Here is a 20,825-nt window from a genome sequence, read left to right on the forward strand (position 1 = left end):
TTCATCATGTCCATTCGTCGCCTTATTTTCTGTCTCGCCTTGCTCCCCGCGCCCCTGTTTGCGCAGAATGGCCAGGTATTGACCAAACAATATGACGATGGCGGGGTCTATGAGGGCACTTTCCGCGGCGGTGTCCAGCATGGCACCGGCAGCTATAAACTCCCCAACGGCTACGAATATACCGGCGAATGGGTGGACGGCGAGATCAAAGGCGACGGCATCGCCCGCTTCCCCAACGGATCGGTCTATGAGGGGCAGTTCGCCAAGGGCAAACCCGATGGGTTCGGCCGGATCACCTTTGCTGATGGCGGCACATATGAGGGCGAATGGCAGTCCGGCGCGATCATGGGCAGCGGCATCGCGCTTTATGCCAATGGCGTGCGCTATGAGGGGCAGTTCCGCAATGCCAATCACCACGGCAAAGGCACCATGCAAAGCCCCGGTGGCTATGAATATAATGGCGATTGGGTGGACGGCGTCAAGGAAGGTGCGGGCACCATCACCTATCCCGATGGCGCGGTCTATGAGGGTGCGATCCGGGGCGGCAAGCGCTCGGGTGAAGGCGTTCTGACCATGCCAGACGGCCTCGTTTATGTGGGCCTGTGGCGGGATGGTCAAATTGATGGGACCGGTAAGCTCACACAGTCCAACGGTGACGTCTATGAAGGCCAGCTTGCCAGTGGCCGACGCGAAGGTCTGGGCAAGGTCATCTACGCCAATGGCGACATCTATGAGGGGGCCTTTGTCAACGACCTGCGCGAGGGGCAAGGCACCTTTACCGCACAGGATGGCTATACCTACACCGGCTCCTGGGTTGCGGGCGAGATCGCGGGACAAGGCCGCGTAACATATCCCGACGGCTCCATCTATGTCGGGGCTTTTGCCAACGGCCTGGCGGATGGCGAGGGTCTGATCACCTATCCCGATGGCTCCACCTATGAAGGCGGCTGGAAGGCCGGCGTGATCGACGGCAAGGGCCGCGCGACCTATACCAACGGCGTGGCCTATGAGGGCGGTTTTCGCGATGCGCGCAACCACGGCCAGGGCGTGATGAGCTATGCCGATGGCTACAAATACGACGGCAGCTGGGTAGACGGCCAGCGCCAGGGTCAGGGCAGTGCGACCTATCCCGACGGCACGGTCTATGTAGGGTCTTTCGAAGCGGGCCAGCGTCATGGCACGGGCACGATCACCATGCCCAGCGGCTTTACCTATGAAGGCGAGTGGCAAAACGGCGAGATCGAGGGCGAGGGCACCGCCACCTACGCCAATGGCGACGTCTATGAGGGCACCTTCAAGGCGGGCAAGCGCCAAGGCACCGGAACCATGCGTTATGCGACGGGCGAAGAGGCCACCGGTGCCTGGGAGAACGGCGCGCTGACCGACGGGGGCTGAGCCGCATACCTTGCCTGTGAAATCCCGAACCACGGGATGGCATCATGCTTATCGAGATTGCCCCCCTGTCCGTGACGCCCCGATCCATGCATAGGCGTTATAGACGCGAAAACCCCCACCATCACGCGGGACGGCGGGGGTTTTCATCAATCTCAAACCAATGATGTTGAGGTGTTCAGCCAGCGCGCTGACGCCGCCCCAACGCACCCAATCCCACAAGCCCAATCCCGAGCAGCAAGGCCGATGCAGGCAGTGGCACAGCTATAGGGTTGGCAGAAATAATATCCACACTCACACTTTCGACACTGGCGAAACCGAAGTTCAATCCTGTTACACTGTCGATTGCGTCGACACTAAACGAATAGATCTCAAAGATAGATGGGCTAAGATCCCGTGGAAAACCAGCAGATAGGTCCACACCGGTCCCCTCGCGGTCACCGGCTGTAAATGTAATATTCAAAAAGTTGCTAAAGTTTGCGAAGCCAAAAGCATCACTTGCCAGTCGAGTGTCAATTCTGACGGAGTCAAAAAAGCTAAAGTCGCCGAGCGATAGCACATCTATGCGCTGCGTGGTTGAGGGCGCCAAAACGGAACCGCCCAGCTTTACCGTAACTTCGCCGTTGAACTTGTCAGCGAAGGCTCCTTTCTCAAAAGCCACGCTGTCCAGTGGCATTGAAAAAACCAACTCAAGACTCTTACCGAAGGCTGGCGAGAACACGGAACCGCTTGTCCGTGGGGGTCCAAAGGGGCTTTCCACCACGCTCTGGAATGTCCCCTTAACTGTGATCCGGTACAGATCAACAACCGCTGCGGACGCAGCCGTTGATCCCATCGCCACGCAGACGATCACCGCGGACAAGGCACCACGCACATTAAAAATACCCATATTACTCGCTTTTTTTTAAGGTCATAGAAAAGTTAATATAAGATTCTCTTGGGCGTCAACGCCAAAACCGGCAGGCGTTGAAAACAAACTGTTGCCAAATCGGCAACGCCCAAAACACCCTCGGCAAATTGCCAAAAATACCTATTTTCATATTTTTATGCAGAAAAACTCGACACCAGATGCGGCGAGCGAGCACTCACCCCGCCTGCGCGCGATCCTTGCCAAACCCGCCCTTGACGCGTTCACGCAGCGTTTGGAGCAGCACATAGAGTACCGGCACGATGATCACCCCGATCACCGTTGCGCAGAGCATGCCGCCAAAGACCGCGATGCCGATGGCTTTCTGGCTCGCCGCGCCCGCGCCGGAGGCCGCAATCAACGGCACGACACCCAAGAGGAACGACAGCGCGGTCATCATCACGGCGCGGAACCGTTTGCGCGCGGCTTCCAGCGCGGCCTCGCGGATCGAGGCGCCTGCTGCGCGCTGCTCCATGGCGAATTCCACAATCAGGATAGCGTTTTTCGAGGCCAGCCCGATCAGCATGATCATCCCGATCTGCGTATAGAGGTTCACATCGCCCCCCACCACCAGCACCGCTGCCAGCGCCCCGAAAAGCGCCACCGTCACCGAGAGCAAAATACCCACCGGCATGGTCCAGCTTTCATATTGCGCCACCAAAAACAGGTAGCCGAAAATCACCGCAGCGGCGAGGATGAACACCACTGTATTGCCCGCGCTCAGCTGTTGCTGCGCGGTGCCGGTCCATTCATAGGCATAGCCGGGTGGCAGGGCGCTCACCGCCTCCTCCTGCAACACATTGATCGCGTCTCCGGTGGAAAACCCCGGTGCAGGCACGGCCGTCACGGTCGCCGCGCGGAACAGGTTGAAGCGGTTCAGCAGCACCGGCCCCAGAACCTTTTGTACATCCATCAGCGTGGACAGCGGCACCATTTCACCCGCATCGCTGCGCACGTAAAGCCGCCCGATGTCATCGATGCTGTCGCGGTAATCGCCCTCGGCCTGGATTATCACGCGATACACTTTGCCAAAAAGATTGAGGTCATTGACATAGATCGAGCCCAGATGCGCCTGCAACGTCTGGAACACGTCGCTGACCGGAATGCCCAGCGTCTGCGATTTCTCGCGGTCCAGATCGACGAAAACCTTGGGGACATTGGCGCTGAAGGTGGTATAGGCCTGCGCGATTTCGGGGCGCTGGTTGGCGGCAAATACCAATGATCCGACCGCCGCCGACAGATCCGTGGCCGAACCGCCCCCGGTTTGCTGCACCTTCATCTCGACACCCGCGCTGACGCCCAGACCGGTGATGGGGGGCGGGCTGAAGGCGATGACCTTGGCCGAAACCTCCTGCCCGGCGATGGCGAAAATCTGGCCCAGAATGCCATCCGCGCTCAATTGAGGCGTCTGGCGTTCTTCCCAAGAGTCCAGATTGACGATGATCAGCGCAGAATTGGACCCCTGCCCATTCAGCAAACCAAAGCCGTTGACCTGCACCGTATTGGCCACGCCCGGCAGCGCACGGATTTGCGCGTTCACGCGGTTTGAGACGACCTCCGTGCGCTCCAATGCCGCCGCATCGGGCAGTTGCACGTCCACAAAGAGGTACCCGTTGTCCTCCAGCGGCAAGAACCCCTTGGGCAGAGACCCCATCATCGAGCCGGAGGCCACCCCCAGAACAATCAGGATCACCACCCCCAGGATCGGTAGGCGGATCAACCGCCCGACAATGCCCGCATAGGCGTCGCGCGTCCCGCCGATCCCCTTCTCGAACACCGCCAAAAGCCCTTTGGGCGGGCCTGAACGCGCCTTGAGCACAATAGCACAAAGGGCGGGCGACAGCGTCAGCGCATTGATAGAGGAAATCACAACGGCCACCGAAATTGTCACCGCGAATTGCGAAAACAGCTCGCCCGAAATGCCCGGCATGAAGGTCACCGGCACAAATACCGCCAGCAGCACAAGCGTCGTGGCGATCACCGGCGTGGTAATCTGCGTCATCGCCTTGGCGGTGGCCTCGCGCGGGGCCAGGCCCTCTTCGGCAATCAGCCGCTCGACGTTTTCCACCACCACAATCGCATCATCCACCACGATGCCAATCGCCAGCACCAGCGCAAACAGCGAGATCGTATTGAGCGTCATGCCCAGCAACAGCAAGAACGCAAAGGTCCCGATCAAAGACACCGGAATAGCAATCGCCGGGATCAGCGTGGCGCGGAAATTGCCCAGAAATACAAACACCACCGAGATCACCAGAATGAACGTCAGGATCAGCGTGGTGACCACGTCATTGAGCGATTGTTGCACGAATGTGGTGCTGTCAAAGGGCACCGCATAGGCCACATCCTGTGGAAAGGCAGCCGACAGCCGCTCCAACTCGCTGTAAACCCCTTCGGCCACGGCCAGCGCGTTTTCGCCCGGTGCCTGATAGACCGCCAGAACCGTCGCCGGGGTGCCCTCATAGCGCCCCGAGACACCATAAAAACTCGACCCCAACTCGACCCGCGCCACATCGCGCACGCGCAGCACGCTGCCCGCCTCACCGGTGCGCACGATGATATTCTCGAACTCCGCCACAGTGGCCAGGCGCCCCTGCGCGGTGACGGAATATTGAAACTGCTGGCCCGTGGGCACCGGCGGGCCGCCGATCTGGCCGGCCGAGACGGTCACATTCTGCTGTTGGATCGCGTTGATCACATCCGCAGGCGTCACGCCAAGGCCCGTCATGCGATCCGGATCCATCCACAAGCGCATCGCATAGGCGAAATCGGTCAGAACCTCGGCCTTGCCCACGCCCGGCACCCGCGCCAGCGCGTCCTTGAGGTTGATCGAGGCATAATTGGACAGGAATACCTCGTCATAGGTGCCCTCAGGCGAAAACAGCGTCGCCACCAACAGCATGCTGGTCGATGATTTCTCCGTGACCACGCCCGTCGATGTGACCTCCACCGGCAAGCCCGATGTCGCCTGTGTCACGCGGTTTTGCACGTTCACCGTGGCAATCGTGGGGTCGGTGCCAACCTCGAATGTCACGGACAGGCTGTAATTGCCGGAATCCGAACTGTCCGAGGACATGTAAATCATGTCCTCCACCCCGTTCACCTCCGCCTCGATGGGGGCTGCCACGGTGTTCTCGACGGTTTGCGCATCCGCGCCCGTATAAGAGGCCGTGACATTCACCACCGGCGGCGTGATATTTGGGAATTGCTCCACCGGCAGCACGGAATAGGCGATCAACCCCATCAGGGTCAGCACGGTCGAGATGACAATCGCCATCTTGGGGCGGTTGATGAAAACGGTGGATAGCATGGATCAGTTCCCCTCGCCGGTTCCGGCAAGCACCGCATCCACGGCCACACCGGGGCGCACCTTTTGCAGCCCCTCGACAATCACGCTCTCCCCCGACCGCAACCCCTCCGCGACAATCACCGCCGTTTCGACCTGCGCGCCCAGTTCCACGTAACGCTGTTCCACCAATTGTTGATCATTGATCACCAGCACGAAATCGCCGCGTTGGTCCCGCTGCACCGCGTTTTGCGGGATCAGCACGCTGATGGTGGGCTCCAATGCCTCGATCAACACGGTCACGAAACTACCGTCCAAAATCATCTGGCGGGCGTTTTCAAATTCGGCCCGCACCGAAATCGTGCCCGTCGCGGGGTTGATGCGGTTGTCCAGAAACACGATCTCGCCGGGTTCTTCCAGCGTGGTGCCACTGGGCAGGGTGACAAACACATTCGGCGTGTTTTCATTCACAACCAGCTCATCCATGCCCAGATCGAGCCGTTCCAGCACGCCCAGCAATTGCGGCTCTGACAGCGAGAAGGTCACATACATCGGCGCTTGACGGACCAAGGTTGCCAGTGGGCCCGTCGTCGGGCCTACAACCGTGCCTACAGAAACGTTCGATTTGCCGATGCGCCCGTCAAAAGGCGCGCGAATCTGGCTGCGTTCCAGATCAAGTTCGGCGCTTTGCAACGCGGCGACGGCGGCGGCGAAATCGGCCTCCGCCACGGCGGCATTGGCCTCCGCGATATCCACTTCTGATTCCGCGATGGTGTCACGATTGAACAGCTCTTCCTTACGATCCCGCTCAATATAAGCCAGCTTCAGATTGGCCTCCGCCCGCGTGACCTGCGCCCGCCCTGCGGCCACGGCAGCGGTATAGCTCGCCGGATCAATATGATAGATTACCTGCCCCTCAAACACGCTTGCGCCGTCTTCCACGGTGATTTCCGTCACAGCCCCCGTGACCTGCGCCACCAGATCGGTCTTGGCCGAGGCCTCGCCGCGCCCCACGAAGCGCGTTTCCAGATTGACCTCTTGGCTATAGGCGGCGGCGATCAGCACACGGGGCGCATCCTGTTGCGCGGCAGCGGGGAGGGCCGAGATCAAACCCACCAGACACAACGCAATGCTCAAGGGTAAACAGGTCGGGAATTTCCGTGAAATTGTCATGGATGCGCCTCATTTTATTGCTTGGCGTCACCTTGACCGCTTTACGGGTATTGAACAAGGTCAACTCCCGCGAAAATACGCAAGCCGCATGTCGATCCTGCACAGCAGCGGTCGCCCCATTCACCCACCCCATGCCCGGCATGTTCATCCGGTTCCGAAATATACCGCAGGCATACGGCTTGTGTACCAGATTTCGCCTTTTCAAAAGCGTTAGCTGATTTCGCATGACGCGGACGAATTGGCCTGCCACCCTGCCGGTTTCAGACCGTCTCGCCCGCTTCCAGCCGGTCGAGAAAACCCTGTGCCTCGCTCAAAACCGTTTCGCGTTTATCCCCATCCATCCGGTCCCAGGTGCGGTACATGTTACCCATGCGCGCATTGTCCTTGAAGCGGTCACGGTGCCGGTCCAGAAAATGCCAGTAGAGCAGGTTGAACGGGCAGGCTCCCTCCCCCGTTTTCTGGCTCACCTTATAGGCGCAGCCTTTGCAGTAATCCGACATCCGGTTGATGTAGGCACCCGAGGACACATAGGGTTTGGAGGCGATGATGCCACCATCGGCAAACTGGCTCATCCCCACCGTATTGGGTGCCTCGACCCACTCAAAAGCATCCATGTAAACGGCCAGATACCATTCGTGGACACGGGCGGGATCAATCCCCGCCAGAAGCGCAAAGTTTCCAGTGATCATAAGGCGTTGGATGTGATGGGCATAGGCCTCTTGTTGGGTTTGCTCCACCGCTTTCGAAAGACACCGCATGTCCGTTTTGGCACCCCAGAACAAGGCTGGCAGATCCCGTTTATGGCCCAGCGCATTGCGCCCGGTATACTCAGGGCCTTCCAGGAAATAGATGCCCCGCATGTATTCGCGCCACCCGATGATCTGGCGGATAAACCCTTCGGCGGCATTGATCGGCACATCGCCATTGTCATAGGCCTCCGCGACCCTCTCACAGACCTCCAGCGGGTCAAGAAGCCCGATGTTGATATAGGCCGAGATGATCGCGTGATAGAGGAAGCGATTCTGCGAAAGCATCGCGTCCTGATAATCCCCGAACTTGGCCAAGGCCTTGGAAATAAAGTGATCCAGCGCCTCCAGCGACTGTTCGCGCGTGGTGGCAAACCAGAAGGGTGTCAGGGTCCCGAAATGCTCCCCGAAGCGCGCCGCCACCAGTGACAGCACCTCCTGCACGGTCTCATCCGGCTCAAACCGCAGCGGCCCGTCAAAAGCCACATCATCCGGCGCAGGCTTACGGTTGTCATGGTCGAAATTCCACTTCTCGCCCGCCGGTTTGTCGCCCTCCATCAACAACCCGGTCTTGCGCCGCATCTCGCGATAAAAATACTCCATGCGCAACTGTTTGCGCCCCTCGGCCCAGGTCTCAAACATCTGATGCGATGCGATAAATCTCTCATCAGGCAGGATGTACACCTTGATCGGCGCGTGCTTGAGTTTATTGATCAAGCGCCACTCGCCCGGCTCCGTCACCAGCACATCCGAGGCCCCCGTCTCCTCCGAGCGGCGCAGCAATTCACCGACGATGGAGCCTGCGTTTTGCGTGTCATCCAATTGGCTGTAACGCACGTCCCAACCTGCCTGCGTCAACCGTTTGGCAAACTGCCGCATCGCCGCCAACACCAGCGCGATTTTCTTGGGGTGATGCGTGACATAGGTGGTCTCTTCCATGACCTCGGCGATAACCACAATGTCGCGATCCTTATCCGCCGCGCGCAGGGCGGAAAGCCCCTCGCTCAATTGGTCCCCCAGGACCAAAACAAGGCGGCTCACCACGCCACCTCCTTGCCCTGCCAGTCATAGAAACCGCCCGTCTGATCGGGCGTCAAACCCCCGATAACATTCAATAAGTTTTCAGCGGCCTCCTCCGGGGGTACGGAGGGATGCCGCCCCAGATATTTCCGCGTAAAAGGCGTGGCCACGGTGCCCGGATGCAGCGCAACGCAAGTCGCCTGCTTGTGCGTGCGCGCCAGCTCAATCGCCGTCGTATGCACGATCTGATTCACGGCGGCCTTGGCGCTGCGATAGCTGATCCAACCGCCGATCTTATTGTCCCCAATGGACCCCACACGCGCAGACAGAACCGCCATCACGGCGGGCCTGTCGCGCGCCAACAAATCGCCCGTATGACGCAGTACCAGCGCCGGACCCAACGCGTTCACCGCGAACTGCGCCATCATCGCCTGGGCGCTGACCGACTTGATGGATTTCTCCGGTGCCGCGCCGTTGATTTCCAGCGCACCCGTGGCAACCAGCACCAGATCGAACACAGCCTCAAGCCCGCCTAAATGTGCATCAACACTGGCTTCATCGGTGATCTCGAACCCATCCGCGCTGCGCGACAGGCCAGTGACCGCATCGCCGCGCGCCCGACACGCCGCGGCCACCGCACCGCCGACCCCACCAGAAGCCCCTATTATCAAAACTCTTTTCATGACCAGCGACCTAGCAGCGCAGATCACAGCTTCAAGCCCGTCATAAGAATTGTCGCAAAAACCGTCTTCCCATTTGCGCGCAGGGCGGTATAACGGGCCTCATGGAACCGGCGACACATACTCTTTGTCCGCGCTACACGTTGCGCCCTGCCGCTGCTCTGCTGCTGCTAGCCCGCCTCTGAGCGTGCCTGTCGGCGCGCCCGCTCAGAGGGATGTGCAGCGCGCCAAGAAAACCAGCAGATAACCGAAAGAACAGACATGACAGATAAAGCTAAACAGGACCGCGTCCTGATTTTTGACACCACTTTGCGCGACGGCGAACAATCCCCCGGTGCGACCATGACCCATTCCGAAAAACTCGAGATTGCGGGGCTTCTGGACGAAATGGGCGTGGACATCATCGAGGCCGGTTTCCCCATCGCCTCCGAAGGTGATTTTGCCGCCGTTTCCGAGATTGCAAAGCTTGCCAAAACATCCGTGATCTGCGGGCTGGCGCGCGCGCAACTGGGCGATATCGACCGCTGTTGGGACGCGGTGAAACACGCGAAACGGCCGCGCATTCATACATTTATCGGCACCTCGCCGTTGCACCGTGCGATCCCCAACCTCGATATGGATCAGATGGCGGAGCGGATCGAACAGACCGTCACCCACGCCCGTAACCTCTGTGACAATGTGCAATGGTCGCCGATGGATGCGACCCGCACGGAGGAGGATTACCTGTGCCGTGTCGTCGAAATCGCGATCAAATCGGGTGCGAGCACGATCAATATCCCTGACACCGTAGGCTATACCGCACCGCGCGAATCTGCGGCGCTCATCGCGATGCTGCTGGAGCGGGTACCGGGTGCGGATGAGATCATTTTCGCCACCCATTGCCACAATGATCTTGGCATGGCGACGGCCAACTCCCTGGCCGCCGTTGAGGCCGGTGCGCGCCAGATCGAGTGCACCATTAACGGTTTGGGCGAACGCGCGGGCAATACGGCGCTTGAAGAAGTCGTTATGGCCCTCAAGGTGCGCAACGACATCATGCCCTTCCAGACCGGCGTGGACAGCACCAAGATCATGAATATCTCGCGCCGTGTGGCCACTGTTTCCGGCTTTCCGGTGCAGTTCAATAAGGCGATCGTGGGTAAGAACGCTTTCGCACATGAAAGTGGCATCCATCAGGACGGCATGCTGAAAAACGCCGAAACCTTCGAGATCATGCGCCCCGAGGATGTGGGCCTGTCCGAGACCAATATCGTGATGGGCAAACATTCCGGGCGCGCCGCGCTGCGCTCGAAACTCGAAGACCTCGGGTTTGAATTGGGTGATAACCAGCTCAAGGATGTCTTCGTGCGGTTCAAGGAGTTGGCCGACCGCAAGAAGGAAATCTATGACGATGACCTGATTGCGCTGATGCGCACCTCAACGGACCCGGAAAACGATCGCTTGAAACTGAAATCGCTCAGGGTCGTCTGCGGTACGGATGGTCCACAAAAGGCCGATCTGGTCATGGAGATCGATGGGCAGGAACAGAGCACCACGCAAACCGGCGACGGCCCCGTGGATGCGTCCTTCAATGCCATCAAGGCGCTGGTGCCGCATACCGCGCGTTTGCAGCTTTATCAGGTGCATGCGGTGACGGAAGGAACCGACGCCCAGGCGACCGTTTCCGTGCGCATGGAAGAAGACGGGCGCATCGTGACCGGGCAATCGGCCAATACCGATACCGTCGTGGCCTCGACGCTGGCCTATATCCACGCGCTCAACCGCCTTTTGGTGCGGCGCGAAAAAGCCGGAACGGACAAGCGGGAAATCAGCTATAAGGACGTCGGCTGATCCACTGCCGTGCAGGGTGCCATAGAAGGTGCCCTGCACCGCGCAGATTGTTGCGGCCTATGCAAAATAGGGGCTGCGCCGAAGCGTGGCTCTGCTACACTCATATGTAACGCCCCTTGCTCATACCCATAGGACACCTACAATGCGCGTATTCCTTGCTCTCCTCATCGCCACCCTCATGATGCCGCTCGCGTCACAGGCGCAGACCCTGGAGCGCATTAAATCGTCCGGTGAAATCAAATTCGGTTACCGCACGGATGCAGCCCCCTTGTCTTTCGAGAATGACGCAGGACGTCCTCAGGGATATTCGCCGATTGTCTGTTTTGCACTGGCAGAGCGGCTTGGCGCGCAACTGGGGTTGGAAAACCTCGATGTCGTTTTTGAACGGGTGGATACGGCAAACCGCTTTGACAAGGTCGCCAGTGGCGAGATTGATTTACTCTGCGGGGCTTCCACGATCACGCTAAGCCGACGCGAAATCGTCGATTTTTCCGTGCCCACCTATGTTGATGGCACAACCGTCTTGCTACAACGCGATGGCGTGTCCGGCCTGTCGGAGTTGTCCGGCAAGAAAGTCGGCGTCCGGGGGGATACCACCACAGAGCAGGCTCTTAATAACTCGCTGCAAGCAGATGCTATCGACGCAGAGGTCATCACGTTCTCCGACCATGGTGCCGCCATGACCGCCATGGAAAACCGCGAGATCGACGGATATTTCGCCGATCAGTCGATTCTGATAAACCTGTTCATCAATAATCCAAAGCGCGACCAGTTCAAAATCTTCGAGGGCATCCTGACCGTTGAAAAGCATGGATTCGCAATGGCGCGCGGTGACACCGACTTCCGCCTGGCCGTGGATACCGCGCTTTCGGACCTTTTTCAGGACGGTTCGATGGCGCTGGCTTTTGAAAAGGCTTTGCCGGGTGCTGAGGCTGGTGGCGCGCTGGAGGCCTTGTTTTTACTGTCCCCGACGCTGCCCTAGGCCAGGCGGAGACAAAAGAATCATAGCTTCGGCGCCACTAAACATCTTTTAGGCGTCGCGCAATATGATGCCGACAACATCGTTAACGCCCCTTTCACCATTCCTCGCCTAAGCATATAAGACACGCAAAGCCCGCCTTGAAAAAGTGCGGGCCAAGAAAATTCGGGCAAGGTTATTCGTAATGTTTGACAAAATTCGCGGGATGTTCGTATCCGATATGGCCATCGACCTCGGCACGGCCAACACATTGGTCTATATCAAGGGCAAAGGCGTCGTTCTGTCGGAACCCTCCGTGGTCGCCTATCACATCAAGGATGGTGTGAAAAAGGTTCTGGCCGTGGGCGAGGACGCAAAACTGATGCTGGGGCGCACGCCCGGCAGCATTGAGGCCATCCGCCCCATGCGCGAAGGGGTCATCGCGGATTTCGACACCGCCGAGGAAATGATTAAGCATTTCATACGCAAGGTCCACAAACGGTCGAGCTTTTTCGGCAAACCCAAGATCATCGTTTGCGTCCCGCATGGTGCCACGCCCGTTGAAAAACGCGCAATCCGCCAATCCGTGCTGAGCGCGGGTGCGCGACGTGCCGGGCTGATTGCGGAACCCATTGCGGCGGCGATCGGCGCGGGTATGCCCATTACCGATCCCACGGGGAACATGGTTGTGGACATCGGTGGCGGCACCACTGAGGTCGCCGTGCTGAGCCTTGGCGACATCGTTTATGCGCGCTCTGTGCGGGTCGGGGGTGATCGCATGGATGAGGCGATCATCAGCTATCTGCGCCGCCAACAGAACCTTTTGGTTGGTGAAACCACGGCGGAGCGAATCAAAACCTCCATCGGGACCGCCCGCATGCCCGATGACGGGCGCGGAACCTCAATGCAAATCCGCGGTCGTGATCTGTTGAACGGCGTGCCCAAGGAAATCGAAGTCACCCAGGCCCAGATCGCCGAAGCTCTGGCCGAACCGGTGCAGCAGATATGCGAAGCGGTGATGACCGCGCTGGAAACCACGCCGCCGGATCTGGCAGCAGATATTGTCGACCGCGGTGTGATGCTGACCGGGGGCGGGGCGTTGCTCGGTGATCTGGACCTGGCGCTGCGCGAGCAGACCGGCTTGGCGGTGTCGATTGCCGATGAATCCCTGAATTGCGTGGCACTCGGGACCGGCAAGGCGCTGGAGTTTGAAAAACAACTGCGCCACGCCATTGATTATGACAGCTGAGCGCAAGCCAGCCTAAAGACCCCCTCAGTGGCAGGTTTGCCCTGCCTGACCCGGGCAGGAGAGAAGCGACATATGGCCAAAGAACAATCCAACGGCAGCGAATATACCGGCCCCCTGCGCCGGTTGCTGCTGGCGATTGTCGCGCTCTGTCTGATCGGCACTTTTCTGGTCTGGCGTATCGACAGCCCGCGTGTCGAGCGGTTTCGCGCGCAGGTAACGGATCGTTTTGTGCCGGGGCTCGATTGGGCCATGGCCCCCGTGACCGGCATGGTCAACCTGCTCAAAGATTTCCAGAGTTATCAGCGCCTTGCCGAACAAAACGGTGAGTTGCGCTCGGAACTACGTCGTATGCAAGCCTGGAAAGAAGCCGCGCTGCAACTGGAGCAGGAAAATGCCCGCTTGCTTGACCTCAACAAGGTGCGCCTCGACCCCCGCCTGACCTATATCACCGGCGTCGTTCTGGCCGATAGCGGCTCGCCGTTTCGCCAATCCGTCTTGCTCAATGTCGGCGCGCGCGACGGCATCGTGGATGGGTGGGCGACAATGGATGGGATCGGGGTTGTGGGGCGCATTTCGGGCGTGGGGGAGAACACCGCGCGGGTGATACAGCTAACCGACGCCTCCAGCCGTATTCCCGCGGTGATCCAACCCTCGGGCCAGCGCGTTATTGTTTCGGGCGATAATTCCGCCGCCCCCGCCATCGAGTTCCTTGAAGACAAGGATGCCGTCCGCCCCGGCCACCGGGTGATCAGTTCAGGCGACGGCGGTGTCTTTCCTGCGGGTCTGCTGATTGGGCAGGTCGCTGCCGATCCCAGCGGCAAATTGCGTGTCCGGCTCGCGGCGGATTATCAGCGTCTGGAATTTCTGCGCGTCCTGCGCCATCACGGCACCGACCGTGTGTCCGACACCGCTGATATCATCGGCCCGCAACTGCCGCCCCCCCTCATCGCGCGCGAAGAGGTCAGCCAATGAGCGATATGCCACTCACCCGCATGTGGATGATGCGCGCCGGTTTTGCGGCGCTGGTCTGCGTGATCCTGTTCTTTCACCTACTCCCGCTTCAGACCACGCCGCAACGCTGGGTCGGTCCGGATTTTTTGCTCGCTTTTGCGCTTGCCTGGTCGGCCAGACGTCCCGAATATGTACCGACCCTTGCCCTCGCGGGATTATTTTTATTGGCGGATCTGCTGTTGCAGAGGCCCCCAGGTCTCTGGGCGATGCTGGCTTTGCTGGCCTGTGAACAGATCAAAACCCGCGCAGACGGATCACGCGACACCAATTTTGTCGCAGAATGGCTTGGTGTCTGTGCCTTGATCATCGCAATCAACCTGGGCTACCGCGTTATTTTGATGATCACTTTTGTGGATTTGCCCTCCTTTGGCTTGACCCTCTCCGAAACAATCATGACAATCATTTTCTATCCGCTCGTCGCGCTGTCGACCCAATTCCTGATGGGGGTGCGCAAAGCCACGCCCGGCGATCTGGACACGATAGGAAGCAGGTCATGACCCAAGCGCAACTTTCCGCAGAAGGCTGGACATGAAAAAAACCCGCGCAGAAACGGATTTCAGTCACCGGCGTATTTCGCGACGCGCTGCCCTTCTGGGGGGCGCGCAGCTTTTATTCATTGGCGGTCTGGCCGCACGGATGCGTTTTTTGCAGGTCGACCAGGCCGATCAATTCCGTCTTCTGGCCGAAGAGAACCGCATCAATGTCCGGCTGATCCCCCCGTCGCGCGGCGAAGTCTTTGATCGCAACGGCGTGCGTTTGGCACAAAACGCGCCCTCTTACCGCATCGTCATTGTCCGCGAAGATGCCGGCGACAGCGACGTCGTGTTGGAGCGCCTGTCAAAGATCGTCGCGCTGGATGCAGAGACACTTGAGCGCACCAAGCAGGAATTGAAACGCTCTCCTTCGTTTTTGCCCGTGACCATCGCAGAGGACGTCAGCTGGGATGACATCAGCCGCGTATCGGTCAACGCACCGGCCCTGCCAGGGGTAACACCGGAGGTTGGATTGAGCCGGATCTATCCGCAGGGGTCCGATTTTGCCCATGTTTTAGGATATGTTGGCCCGGTCTCCGATTATGATCTGGAAAAGATCGATGATCCCGAACCCGTACTGCGCATCCCGCGCTTTCAAATCGGCAAGGTCGGGGTGGAAACGAAATTGGAGCCGCTTTTGCGGGGCAAGGCCGGGGCCAAACGCGTCGAGGTCAATGCCGCCGGGCGCGTCATGCGTGAACTCGACCGGGTAGAGGGCACCCCCGGCTCAGATCTGCAACTGACCGTTGATGCCAACCTGCAAGGCTACGTGCAGGCGCGTTTGGCCGAGGAAAGCGCGAGCGCGGTCGTCATTGATTGTGACAACGGCGATGTGGTCGCCTGTTCTTCGGCACCAACTTATGATCCGAACCTTTTTGTGCGTGGTATTTCGGTCAAGGATTACAACATGTTGACGGGCAATAAATATCGCCCGCTTGCCAGCAAGACCGTGCAGGGTCTGTATCCGCCCGGCTCCACTTTCAAGATGATGACGGCCATGGCGGCCCTTGAGGCCGGTTTAATCGGGCCGGATGAAACCGTTTATTGTCCGGGCCACCTGACGGTATCGGGGCGTCGTTTTCACTGCTGGAAACGCGCCGGACATGGTTGGGTTGATCTGCAAACTTCGCTCAAACGCTCTTGTGATGTCTATTATTACGATCTGGCGGTCAAAATCGGGATCGAAAAAATCTCGGCGATGGCGAAACGTTTTGGTCTTGGGGTCAAACATGATGTTCCCATGTCGGCCGTCGCGCAGGGCCTTGCCCCGACGATGGATTGGAAGGCCTCGACCTATGGTCAGAACTGGCGCGTCGGGGATACCGTAAACGTCTCCATCGGGCAGGGTTTCATGCTGAGTTCGCCCATGCAACTTGCCATCATGACCGCGCGTCTGGCCACGGGGCGCGCGGTCGAACCCCGGCTGATCAAATCTGTTGACGGTGTTGAAACGCCTGAACGCGGCGGTGAAAGCATGGGCATGAACGAAAACAACCTGCGCAAAATGCGCCGTGCCATGAATGCTGTGGTCAACGACCGGCGCGGCACCGCTTATGGATCGCGTATCATCGATGATACCATGCGCATGGCCGGCAAGACAGGGACCAGTCAGGTGCGCAACATTACCGCCGCGGAACGGCGCGCTGGCGTTATCCGCAACGAGGATCTGCCCTGGGAGAGGCGCGACCATGCATTGTTTGTCAATTTCGCGCCCGTCGAGAAGCCAAAATACGCCGTTGCTGTGGTGGTCGAGCATGGCGGAGGTGGCTCCAAGGCCGCCGCACCGATTGCGCGCGATATCACACTACAGGCGCTGGCGGGCGGTGCACCTCCCCTGGAGGCCTACCCGGCCAAGGACCGCGAGCGCATAGAGGCTCAGCAGGAAAAACTGCAAGCCATGCAACCGCAGGCGGCTTTTTCGGGGCGAGATCAAGCATGAGCTATCTTGAATACGCCGTCAAATCCGCGCCTTCAGGCCTGCGTAAAATCTTCTACCTCAACTGGCCGGTTGCGCTTTTGCTGGCCTCCGTCGCGGGGGCGGGCTTCTTGATGCTCTACTCCGTGGCGGGGGGGTCCTTCAGCCCCTGGGCAGAGCCGCAGATGAAACGTTTTGCCATGGGCTTCACGCTGATGATCTGCGTGGCCATGGTGCCGATCTGGTTCTGGCGGTCGCTCTCGGGACTTGCCTATCTGGGTACGCTCGCCTTGCTGGTCGCGGTGGAACTCTTCGGCACAGTAGGCATGGGCGCGCAACGCTGGATCGATCTGGGCTTCATGCGGCTGCAACCCTCCGAATTGATGAAAATCACGCTGGTGATGTTTCTGGCAGCTTATTACGACTGGCTCCCGGCGAAACGCACATCGCACCCGTTCTGGGTGATGCTCCCGGTCTTGATCATCCTTGTTCCAACCTTTCTGGTGCTGCGTCAGCCCGATCTCGGGACGTCCATTCTGCTGCTGGCTGCGGGGGGAGGTCTGATGTTTCTCGCAGGGGTGCATTGGACCTATTTCGCAGCAGTTCTCGCGGGTGCCATTGCGTTGATTACCACGGTTTTTCAATCCCGTGGCACGCCCTGGCAATTGATCAAGGACTATCAGTTTCGCCGCATCGATACCTTCCTTGATCCCAGCACGGACCCGCTCGGTGCCGGATATCACATTACCCAGTCAAAGATCGCATTGGGCTCGGGTGGCTGGACCGGGCGCGGCTTCATGCAAGGCACGCAAAGCCGTCTGAACTTTCTGCCCGAAAAACACACCGATTTCATCTTTACCACCCTGGCCGAAGAATTCGGGTTCCTGGGCGGCGTGTGGCTGCTTGGGCTATATGCGTTGATCATCCTGTTTTGTATCTGGTCGGCGTTGATGAACAAGGATCGGTTTTCCTCGCTTCTGACATTGGGTATCGCGCTGAATTTCTTTTTGTTCTTCGCCGTCAATATGTCGATGGTGATGGGCATGGCACCGGTTGTGGGCGTCCCCTTGCCGCTGGTGAGCTATGGCGGATCCGCGATGCTTGTGCTCATGCTCGCCTTCGGCCTCATGCAAAGTGCTCATGTCCATCGACCAAGGTAAATCCAATGTCCCTCAATGTTCTCTTCGCAGCCCATGCCGACCGGTGGGGCGCCTATCGTGCACCGCTTCAAGACGCTTTCTCGGCACTTGATCTGGATGTAAATCTGGCGCTCGACCTGCCCCCGGCAGAGGTTGATTATATCATCTACGCGCCCAATTCCCCGCTACAGGATTTCGCGCCTTATACCCGCGCCAAGGCGGTGCTGAACCTCTGGGCGGGCGTCGAGGGGGTCACGAAAAACACCACGCTCACGATCCCTCTGGCGCGGATGGTGGACCCAGGCATGACCAAATCCATGACCGAATGGGTCGCGGGGCACGTCATGCGATACCATCTGGGGATGGATCGACATATCGTTAATCCGGATCACATCTGGGCACCGCATACGCCGCCTCTGGCCTCTGAGCGGTCGGTCTGCATTCTTGGGATGGGCGAACTCGGCGGCGCCGTGGCACAGGTGCTCGGCATGCTTGATTTCAAGCTCAGCGGGTGGAGCAGGCGCGCAAAATCGGTTGACGGGGTCGTGATGCACCACGGCGACATGGGCTTGAAAGACGCCCTTTCAAATGCGCAAATCGTCGTCCTGCTGTTGCCTGATACAGCACAAACCGAGAATATCCTGAACGCTGAGAGCCTTGGTTGGTTGCCCAAAGGGGCCTTTATCATCAACCCGGGCCGAGGGCCGTTGATTGAGGACCAAGCCCTTCTTGAGGCTTTGGACAGCGGCCAGGTTGCGCAGGCCACGCTGGATGTGTTTCGCGTGGAACCCCTGCCGCAGGATCATCCGTTTTGGACCGATCCACGCGTGACCGTGACGCCGCATATTGCCGCCGAAACACGCGAGCACACCGCATCACAGGTCATTGCGCAAAACGTGTGGCGCGGCGAAGCGGGTGAACCTTTCTTGTATCTGGTAGATCGTGACAGCGGCTATTGAGCTACTCAGCGGCCAAGCCGCGCCCCTTTAGCAAAGCCTCCACTCCGGGCAGGCGCCCGCGAAAAGCCGTGTAAAGCTCGCCCGCATCGCGACTGCCGCCCGTGGATAAGATATGTTCTTCCAAGGCGGCGGCGCGGGCCGGATCAAACGCGCCCCCTGCTTCCTCAAAGGCCTCAAAAGCGTCTGCATCCATGACCTCTGACCACATGTAGCTGTAATAGCCGCTGGAATAGCCGTCCCCGGCAAAGACATGGGCGAACTGCGGCGTGGCGTGACGCATGGTGATGGCAGCGGGCATGCCCAAAGCCTCCAATACTTCGGCCTGACGCGCCATTGGATCCTGAGGTGCGGCCCCGTCATGAAACGCCAGATCGACCAGCGCGGAGGCGACATATTCCACCGTCTGAAACCCCATATCATAGGTCGCCGCAGCCAGGACCTTATCGAGCATGTCCTGCGGCATCGGCGCGCCGGTTTCAGCATGGGTTGCAAATTCGGACAACACCTCGGGCACCTCCAGCCAATGCTCATAGAGCTGGCTGGGCAATTCGACGAAATCGCGCGCCACGGAGGTGCCCGAAACACTCTCATAGGTCACATTCGACAGCATCTGGTGCAGCGCATGGCCGAATTCATGAAACAGGGTGCGCGCATCGTCATATGACAACAGCGCCGGATCACCTTTGGCGAAATTGCACACGTTGATAACCACCGGCGCTTGCACAGAGGGAAATTTCGCCTGTGCGCGCATCGCAGAGCACCACGCCCCGGACCGTTTGGAACCGCGCGCAAAGTAATCCCCGATGAAAACCGCAACATGTGCGCCGTTGCGCGTCACTTCCCAGGCCCGACAATCAGGGTGATAGAGCGGCACATCAAGCGGTTTGAAGGCCAAGCCGAAAAGGCGCGTGGCGCAGGCAAAAGACGCCTCGATCATCCGGTCCAGTTGGAAATAGGGTTTGAGCGCGGCCTCATCCAGATCATGCTCGGCAACGCGTCGTTTTTCCGAATAATACCGCCAATCCCAGGGCGCAAGCGGACCGTTCACACCATCCGTCTGCATCATGTCGGTAAGGATTTTCGCATCCGCATCGGCTTGCGCGCGCGCCGGTTCCCAGACCGCCAGCAACAGATCCCGCACGGCCTGCGGCGTCTTTGCCATCTCGGTTTCCAGCTTGTAATCCGCAAAGCTGGCATACCCCAAAAGATTTGCGCGCTCTTGCCGTAGGGCAAGCGTTTCGGCGGCAATTGAACGGTTGTCCGTCTTGCCGCCATTCGCCCCGCGCGCAACCCAGGCTTTGAAGGCTTTTTCACGCAAATCCCGGCGCGGTGAAAATTGCAGGAAGGGCACGATCAAAGACCGCGACAAGGTAATAACGGGACCGCCTGCGTTTTTTTCCTCACCGGCGTTACGGGCGGAATTGATCACAAATTCGGGCAACCCTTCGAGATCACCCTCCTCCAAGGCCATGAACCAATCGCGCTCATCTGCCAGCAGGTTTTGCGTGAAATCGGTCCCCAGGACCGCCAGACGCGCCTTGATCTCCTTCATCCGCGTCTCTTCATCACCGCTCAACGCGGCACCTGCACGCACGAAACTGCGGTGTGTGAGCATCAAAACCCGTTGCTGTTCGGGTGTCAGATCAAGGGCGTCCTTATTCTCCCAGACCTGCGAGATGCGCGCAAACAACGCCTTATTGCCCGAAATTTCGGAAAAATGCGCGGCCATTTGGGGTGAGAACTGCCGCTGCAAAGCCTCGCGCGCCGGGTTGCTATCCGCGCCTGCCACCGTAAAAAACACGCTGAGGACTTTGTCGAGGCTCTTGCCCGCCGCTTCCAGAGCTTCGAGCGTATTGGCAAAGCTGGCGGGCTGTTTTGCGGTTGCAATCGCGTCGATCTCATCGCGGTGTTGTCTGAGCGCGGTATCCAGGGCAGAGGCGAAATCCTCATCCGCAATATGGTCAAACGGCGCGATCCCGAATGGGGTATTCCAGTCTTGCAACAAGGGGTTGGTCATGGCGGATCTC

The 20,825-nt window shown here is 59.2% G+C and carries 15 protein-coding genes; 9 read left to right on the top strand and 6 right to left on the bottom strand.

The features are described 5' to 3' along the window. Positions 1-6 precede the first annotated feature (6 nt). Entirely contained in the window at positions 7-1,395 is a 1,389-nt protein-coding gene (locus ROLI_RS17515; protein WP_187428971.1) for an MORN repeat-containing protein, read from the top strand. 175 nt (positions 1,396-1,570) lie between these two features. Here the strand turns inward: ROLI_RS17515 and ROLI_RS17520 are convergent, their stop codons facing one another. From ROLI_RS17520 to ROLI_RS17540, 5 genes are all read right to left on the bottom strand, one after another. Then, complete coding sequence (locus ROLI_RS17520; protein ID WP_187428970.1) at positions 1,571-2,281, bottom strand: VPLPA-CTERM sorting domain-containing protein; 711 nt, start codon at positions 2,279-2,281, stop codon at positions 1,571-1,573. 196 nt (positions 2,282-2,477) lie between these two features. Next, on the bottom strand, positions 2,478-5,609 hold the full coding sequence (locus tag ROLI_RS17525; RefSeq protein WP_187428969.1) for an efflux RND transporter permease subunit: 3,132 nt from the start codon (positions 5,607-5,609) through the stop codon (positions 2,478-2,480). Positions 5,610-5,612: 3 nt separating this feature from the next. Continuing rightward, positions 5,613-6,758: an efflux RND transporter periplasmic adaptor subunit gene (locus ROLI_RS17530; RefSeq protein ID WP_187428968.1), complete on the bottom strand. Its 1,146-nt coding sequence runs from the start codon at positions 6,756-6,758 to the stop codon at positions 5,613-5,615. 260 nt (positions 6,759-7,018) lie between these two features. Next, positions 7,019-8,545 (bottom strand): cryptochrome/photolyase family protein, encoded by a 1,527-nt coding sequence (locus ROLI_RS17535; protein ID WP_187428967.1) that lies wholly within the window; start codon positions 8,543-8,545, stop codon positions 7,019-7,021. Further along, entirely contained in the window at positions 8,542-9,207 is a 666-nt protein-coding gene (locus tag ROLI_RS17540; RefSeq protein WP_187428966.1) for an SDR family NAD(P)-dependent oxidoreductase, read from the bottom strand. The genes ROLI_RS17535 and ROLI_RS17540 overlap by 4 nt, the downstream gene beginning before the upstream one ends. Positions 9,208-9,465: 258 nt before the next feature. Between ROLI_RS17540 and ROLI_RS17545 the strand changes: the two genes are divergently transcribed. From ROLI_RS17545 to ROLI_RS17580, 8 genes are all read left to right on the top strand, one after another. Further along, positions 9,466-11,034, top strand: a complete 1,569-nt coding sequence (locus ROLI_RS17545; protein ID WP_187428965.1) for a 2-isopropylmalate synthase — start codon at positions 9,466-9,468, stop codon at positions 11,032-11,034. Between the two features lie 142 nt (positions 11,035-11,176). Further along, complete coding sequence (locus ROLI_RS17550) at positions 11,177-12,016, top strand: amino acid ABC transporter substrate-binding protein (protein ID WP_187428964.1); 840 nt, start codon at positions 11,177-11,179, stop codon at positions 12,014-12,016. A gap of 181 nt (positions 12,017-12,197) precedes the next feature. Then, on the top strand, positions 12,198-13,241 hold the full coding sequence (locus ROLI_RS17555; RefSeq protein WP_187428963.1) for a rod shape-determining protein: 1,044 nt from the start codon (positions 12,198-12,200) through the stop codon (positions 13,239-13,241). A 72-nt stretch (positions 13,242-13,313) separates the two neighbouring features. Continuing rightward, the gene (gene mreC, locus ROLI_RS17560; protein ID WP_187428962.1) at positions 13,314-14,213 is read left to right on the top strand and encodes a rod shape-determining protein MreC; all 900 of its coding nucleotides are present in this window, start codon (positions 13,314-13,316) and stop codon (positions 14,211-14,213) included. After that, positions 14,210-14,749, top strand: coding sequence for a rod shape-determining protein MreD (locus ROLI_RS17565; protein ID WP_187428961.1), 540 nt, complete (start codon positions 14,210-14,212; stop codon positions 14,747-14,749). Before mreC ends, ROLI_RS17565 begins: the two co-directional genes overlap by 4 nt. A gap of 31 nt (positions 14,750-14,780) precedes the next feature. Further along, complete coding sequence (gene mrdA / locus ROLI_RS17570) at positions 14,781-16,724, top strand: penicillin-binding protein 2 (RefSeq protein WP_187428960.1); 1,944 nt, start codon at positions 14,781-14,783, stop codon at positions 16,722-16,724. Next, positions 16,721-17,860 carry a rod shape-determining protein RodA gene (gene rodA / locus ROLI_RS17575; RefSeq protein ID WP_187428959.1) on the top strand — a complete coding sequence of 380 codons (1,140 nt, stop codon included), beginning with the start codon at positions 16,721-16,723 and terminating at the stop codon, positions 17,858-17,860. Before mrdA ends, rodA begins: the two co-directional genes overlap by 4 nt. Before the next feature lie 5 nt (positions 17,861-17,865). Then, positions 17,866-18,798: a glyoxylate/hydroxypyruvate reductase A gene (locus ROLI_RS17580; RefSeq protein WP_187428958.1), complete on the top strand. Its 933-nt coding sequence runs from the start codon at positions 17,866-17,868 to the stop codon at positions 18,796-18,798. A 1-nt stretch (position 18,799) separates the two neighbouring features. Here ROLI_RS17580 and ROLI_RS17585 read toward each other — a convergent pair whose 3' ends face one another. After that, positions 18,800-20,815, bottom strand: a complete 2,016-nt coding sequence (locus tag ROLI_RS17585) for a M3 family metallopeptidase (protein WP_187428957.1) — start codon at positions 20,813-20,815, stop codon at positions 18,800-18,802. Positions 20,816-20,825: the final 10 nt, after the last annotated feature.

Origin of the sequence: Roseobacter fucihabitans (assembly GCF_014337925.2) — a bacterium.
GTDB lineage: Bacteria > Pseudomonadota > Alphaproteobacteria > Rhodobacterales > Rhodobacteraceae > Roseobacter > Roseobacter fucihabitans.

Bases quoted from the DNA above. Each gene is read 5' to 3' on its own strand.
- ROLI_RS17515 (WP_187428971.1), top strand. From the start codon at position 7: ATGTCCATTCGTCGCCTTATTTTCTGTCTCGCCTTGCTCCCCGCGCCC.
- ROLI_RS17520 (WP_187428970.1), bottom strand. From the start codon at position 2,281: ATGGGTATTTTTAATGTGCGTGGTGCCTTGTCCGCGGTGATCGTCTGC.
- ROLI_RS17525 (WP_187428969.1), bottom strand. From the start codon at position 5,609: ATGCTATCCACCGTTTTCATCAACCGCCCCAAGATGGCGATTGTCATC.
- ROLI_RS17530 (WP_187428968.1), bottom strand. From the start codon at position 6,758: ATGACAATTTCACGGAAATTCCCGACCTGTTTACCCTTGAGCATTGCG.
- ROLI_RS17540 (WP_187428966.1), bottom strand. From the start codon at position 9,207: ATGAAAAGAGTTTTGATAATAGGGGCTTCTGGTGGGGTCGGCGGTGCG.
- ROLI_RS17545 (WP_187428965.1), top strand. From the start codon at position 9,466: ATGACAGATAAAGCTAAACAGGACCGCGTCCTGATTTTTGACACCACT.
- ROLI_RS17550 (WP_187428964.1), top strand. From the start codon at position 11,177: ATGCGCGTATTCCTTGCTCTCCTCATCGCCACCCTCATGATGCCGCTC.
- ROLI_RS17555 (WP_187428963.1), top strand. From the start codon at position 12,198: ATGTTTGACAAAATTCGCGGGATGTTCGTATCCGATATGGCCATCGAC.
- mreC (WP_187428962.1), top strand. From the start codon at position 13,314: ATGGCCAAAGAACAATCCAACGGCAGCGAATATACCGGCCCCCTGCGC.
- ROLI_RS17565 (WP_187428961.1), top strand. From the start codon at position 14,210: ATGAGCGATATGCCACTCACCCGCATGTGGATGATGCGCGCCGGTTTT.
- mrdA (WP_187428960.1), top strand. From the start codon at position 14,781: ATGAAAAAAACCCGCGCAGAAACGGATTTCAGTCACCGGCGTATTTCG.
- rodA (WP_187428959.1), top strand. From the start codon at position 16,721: ATGAGCTATCTTGAATACGCCGTCAAATCCGCGCCTTCAGGCCTGCGT.
- ROLI_RS17580 (WP_187428958.1), top strand. From the start codon at position 17,866: ATGTCCCTCAATGTTCTCTTCGCAGCCCATGCCGACCGGTGGGGCGCC.
- ROLI_RS17585 (WP_187428957.1), bottom strand. From the start codon at position 20,815: ATGACCAACCCCTTGTTGCAAGACTGGAATACCCCATTCGGGATCGCG.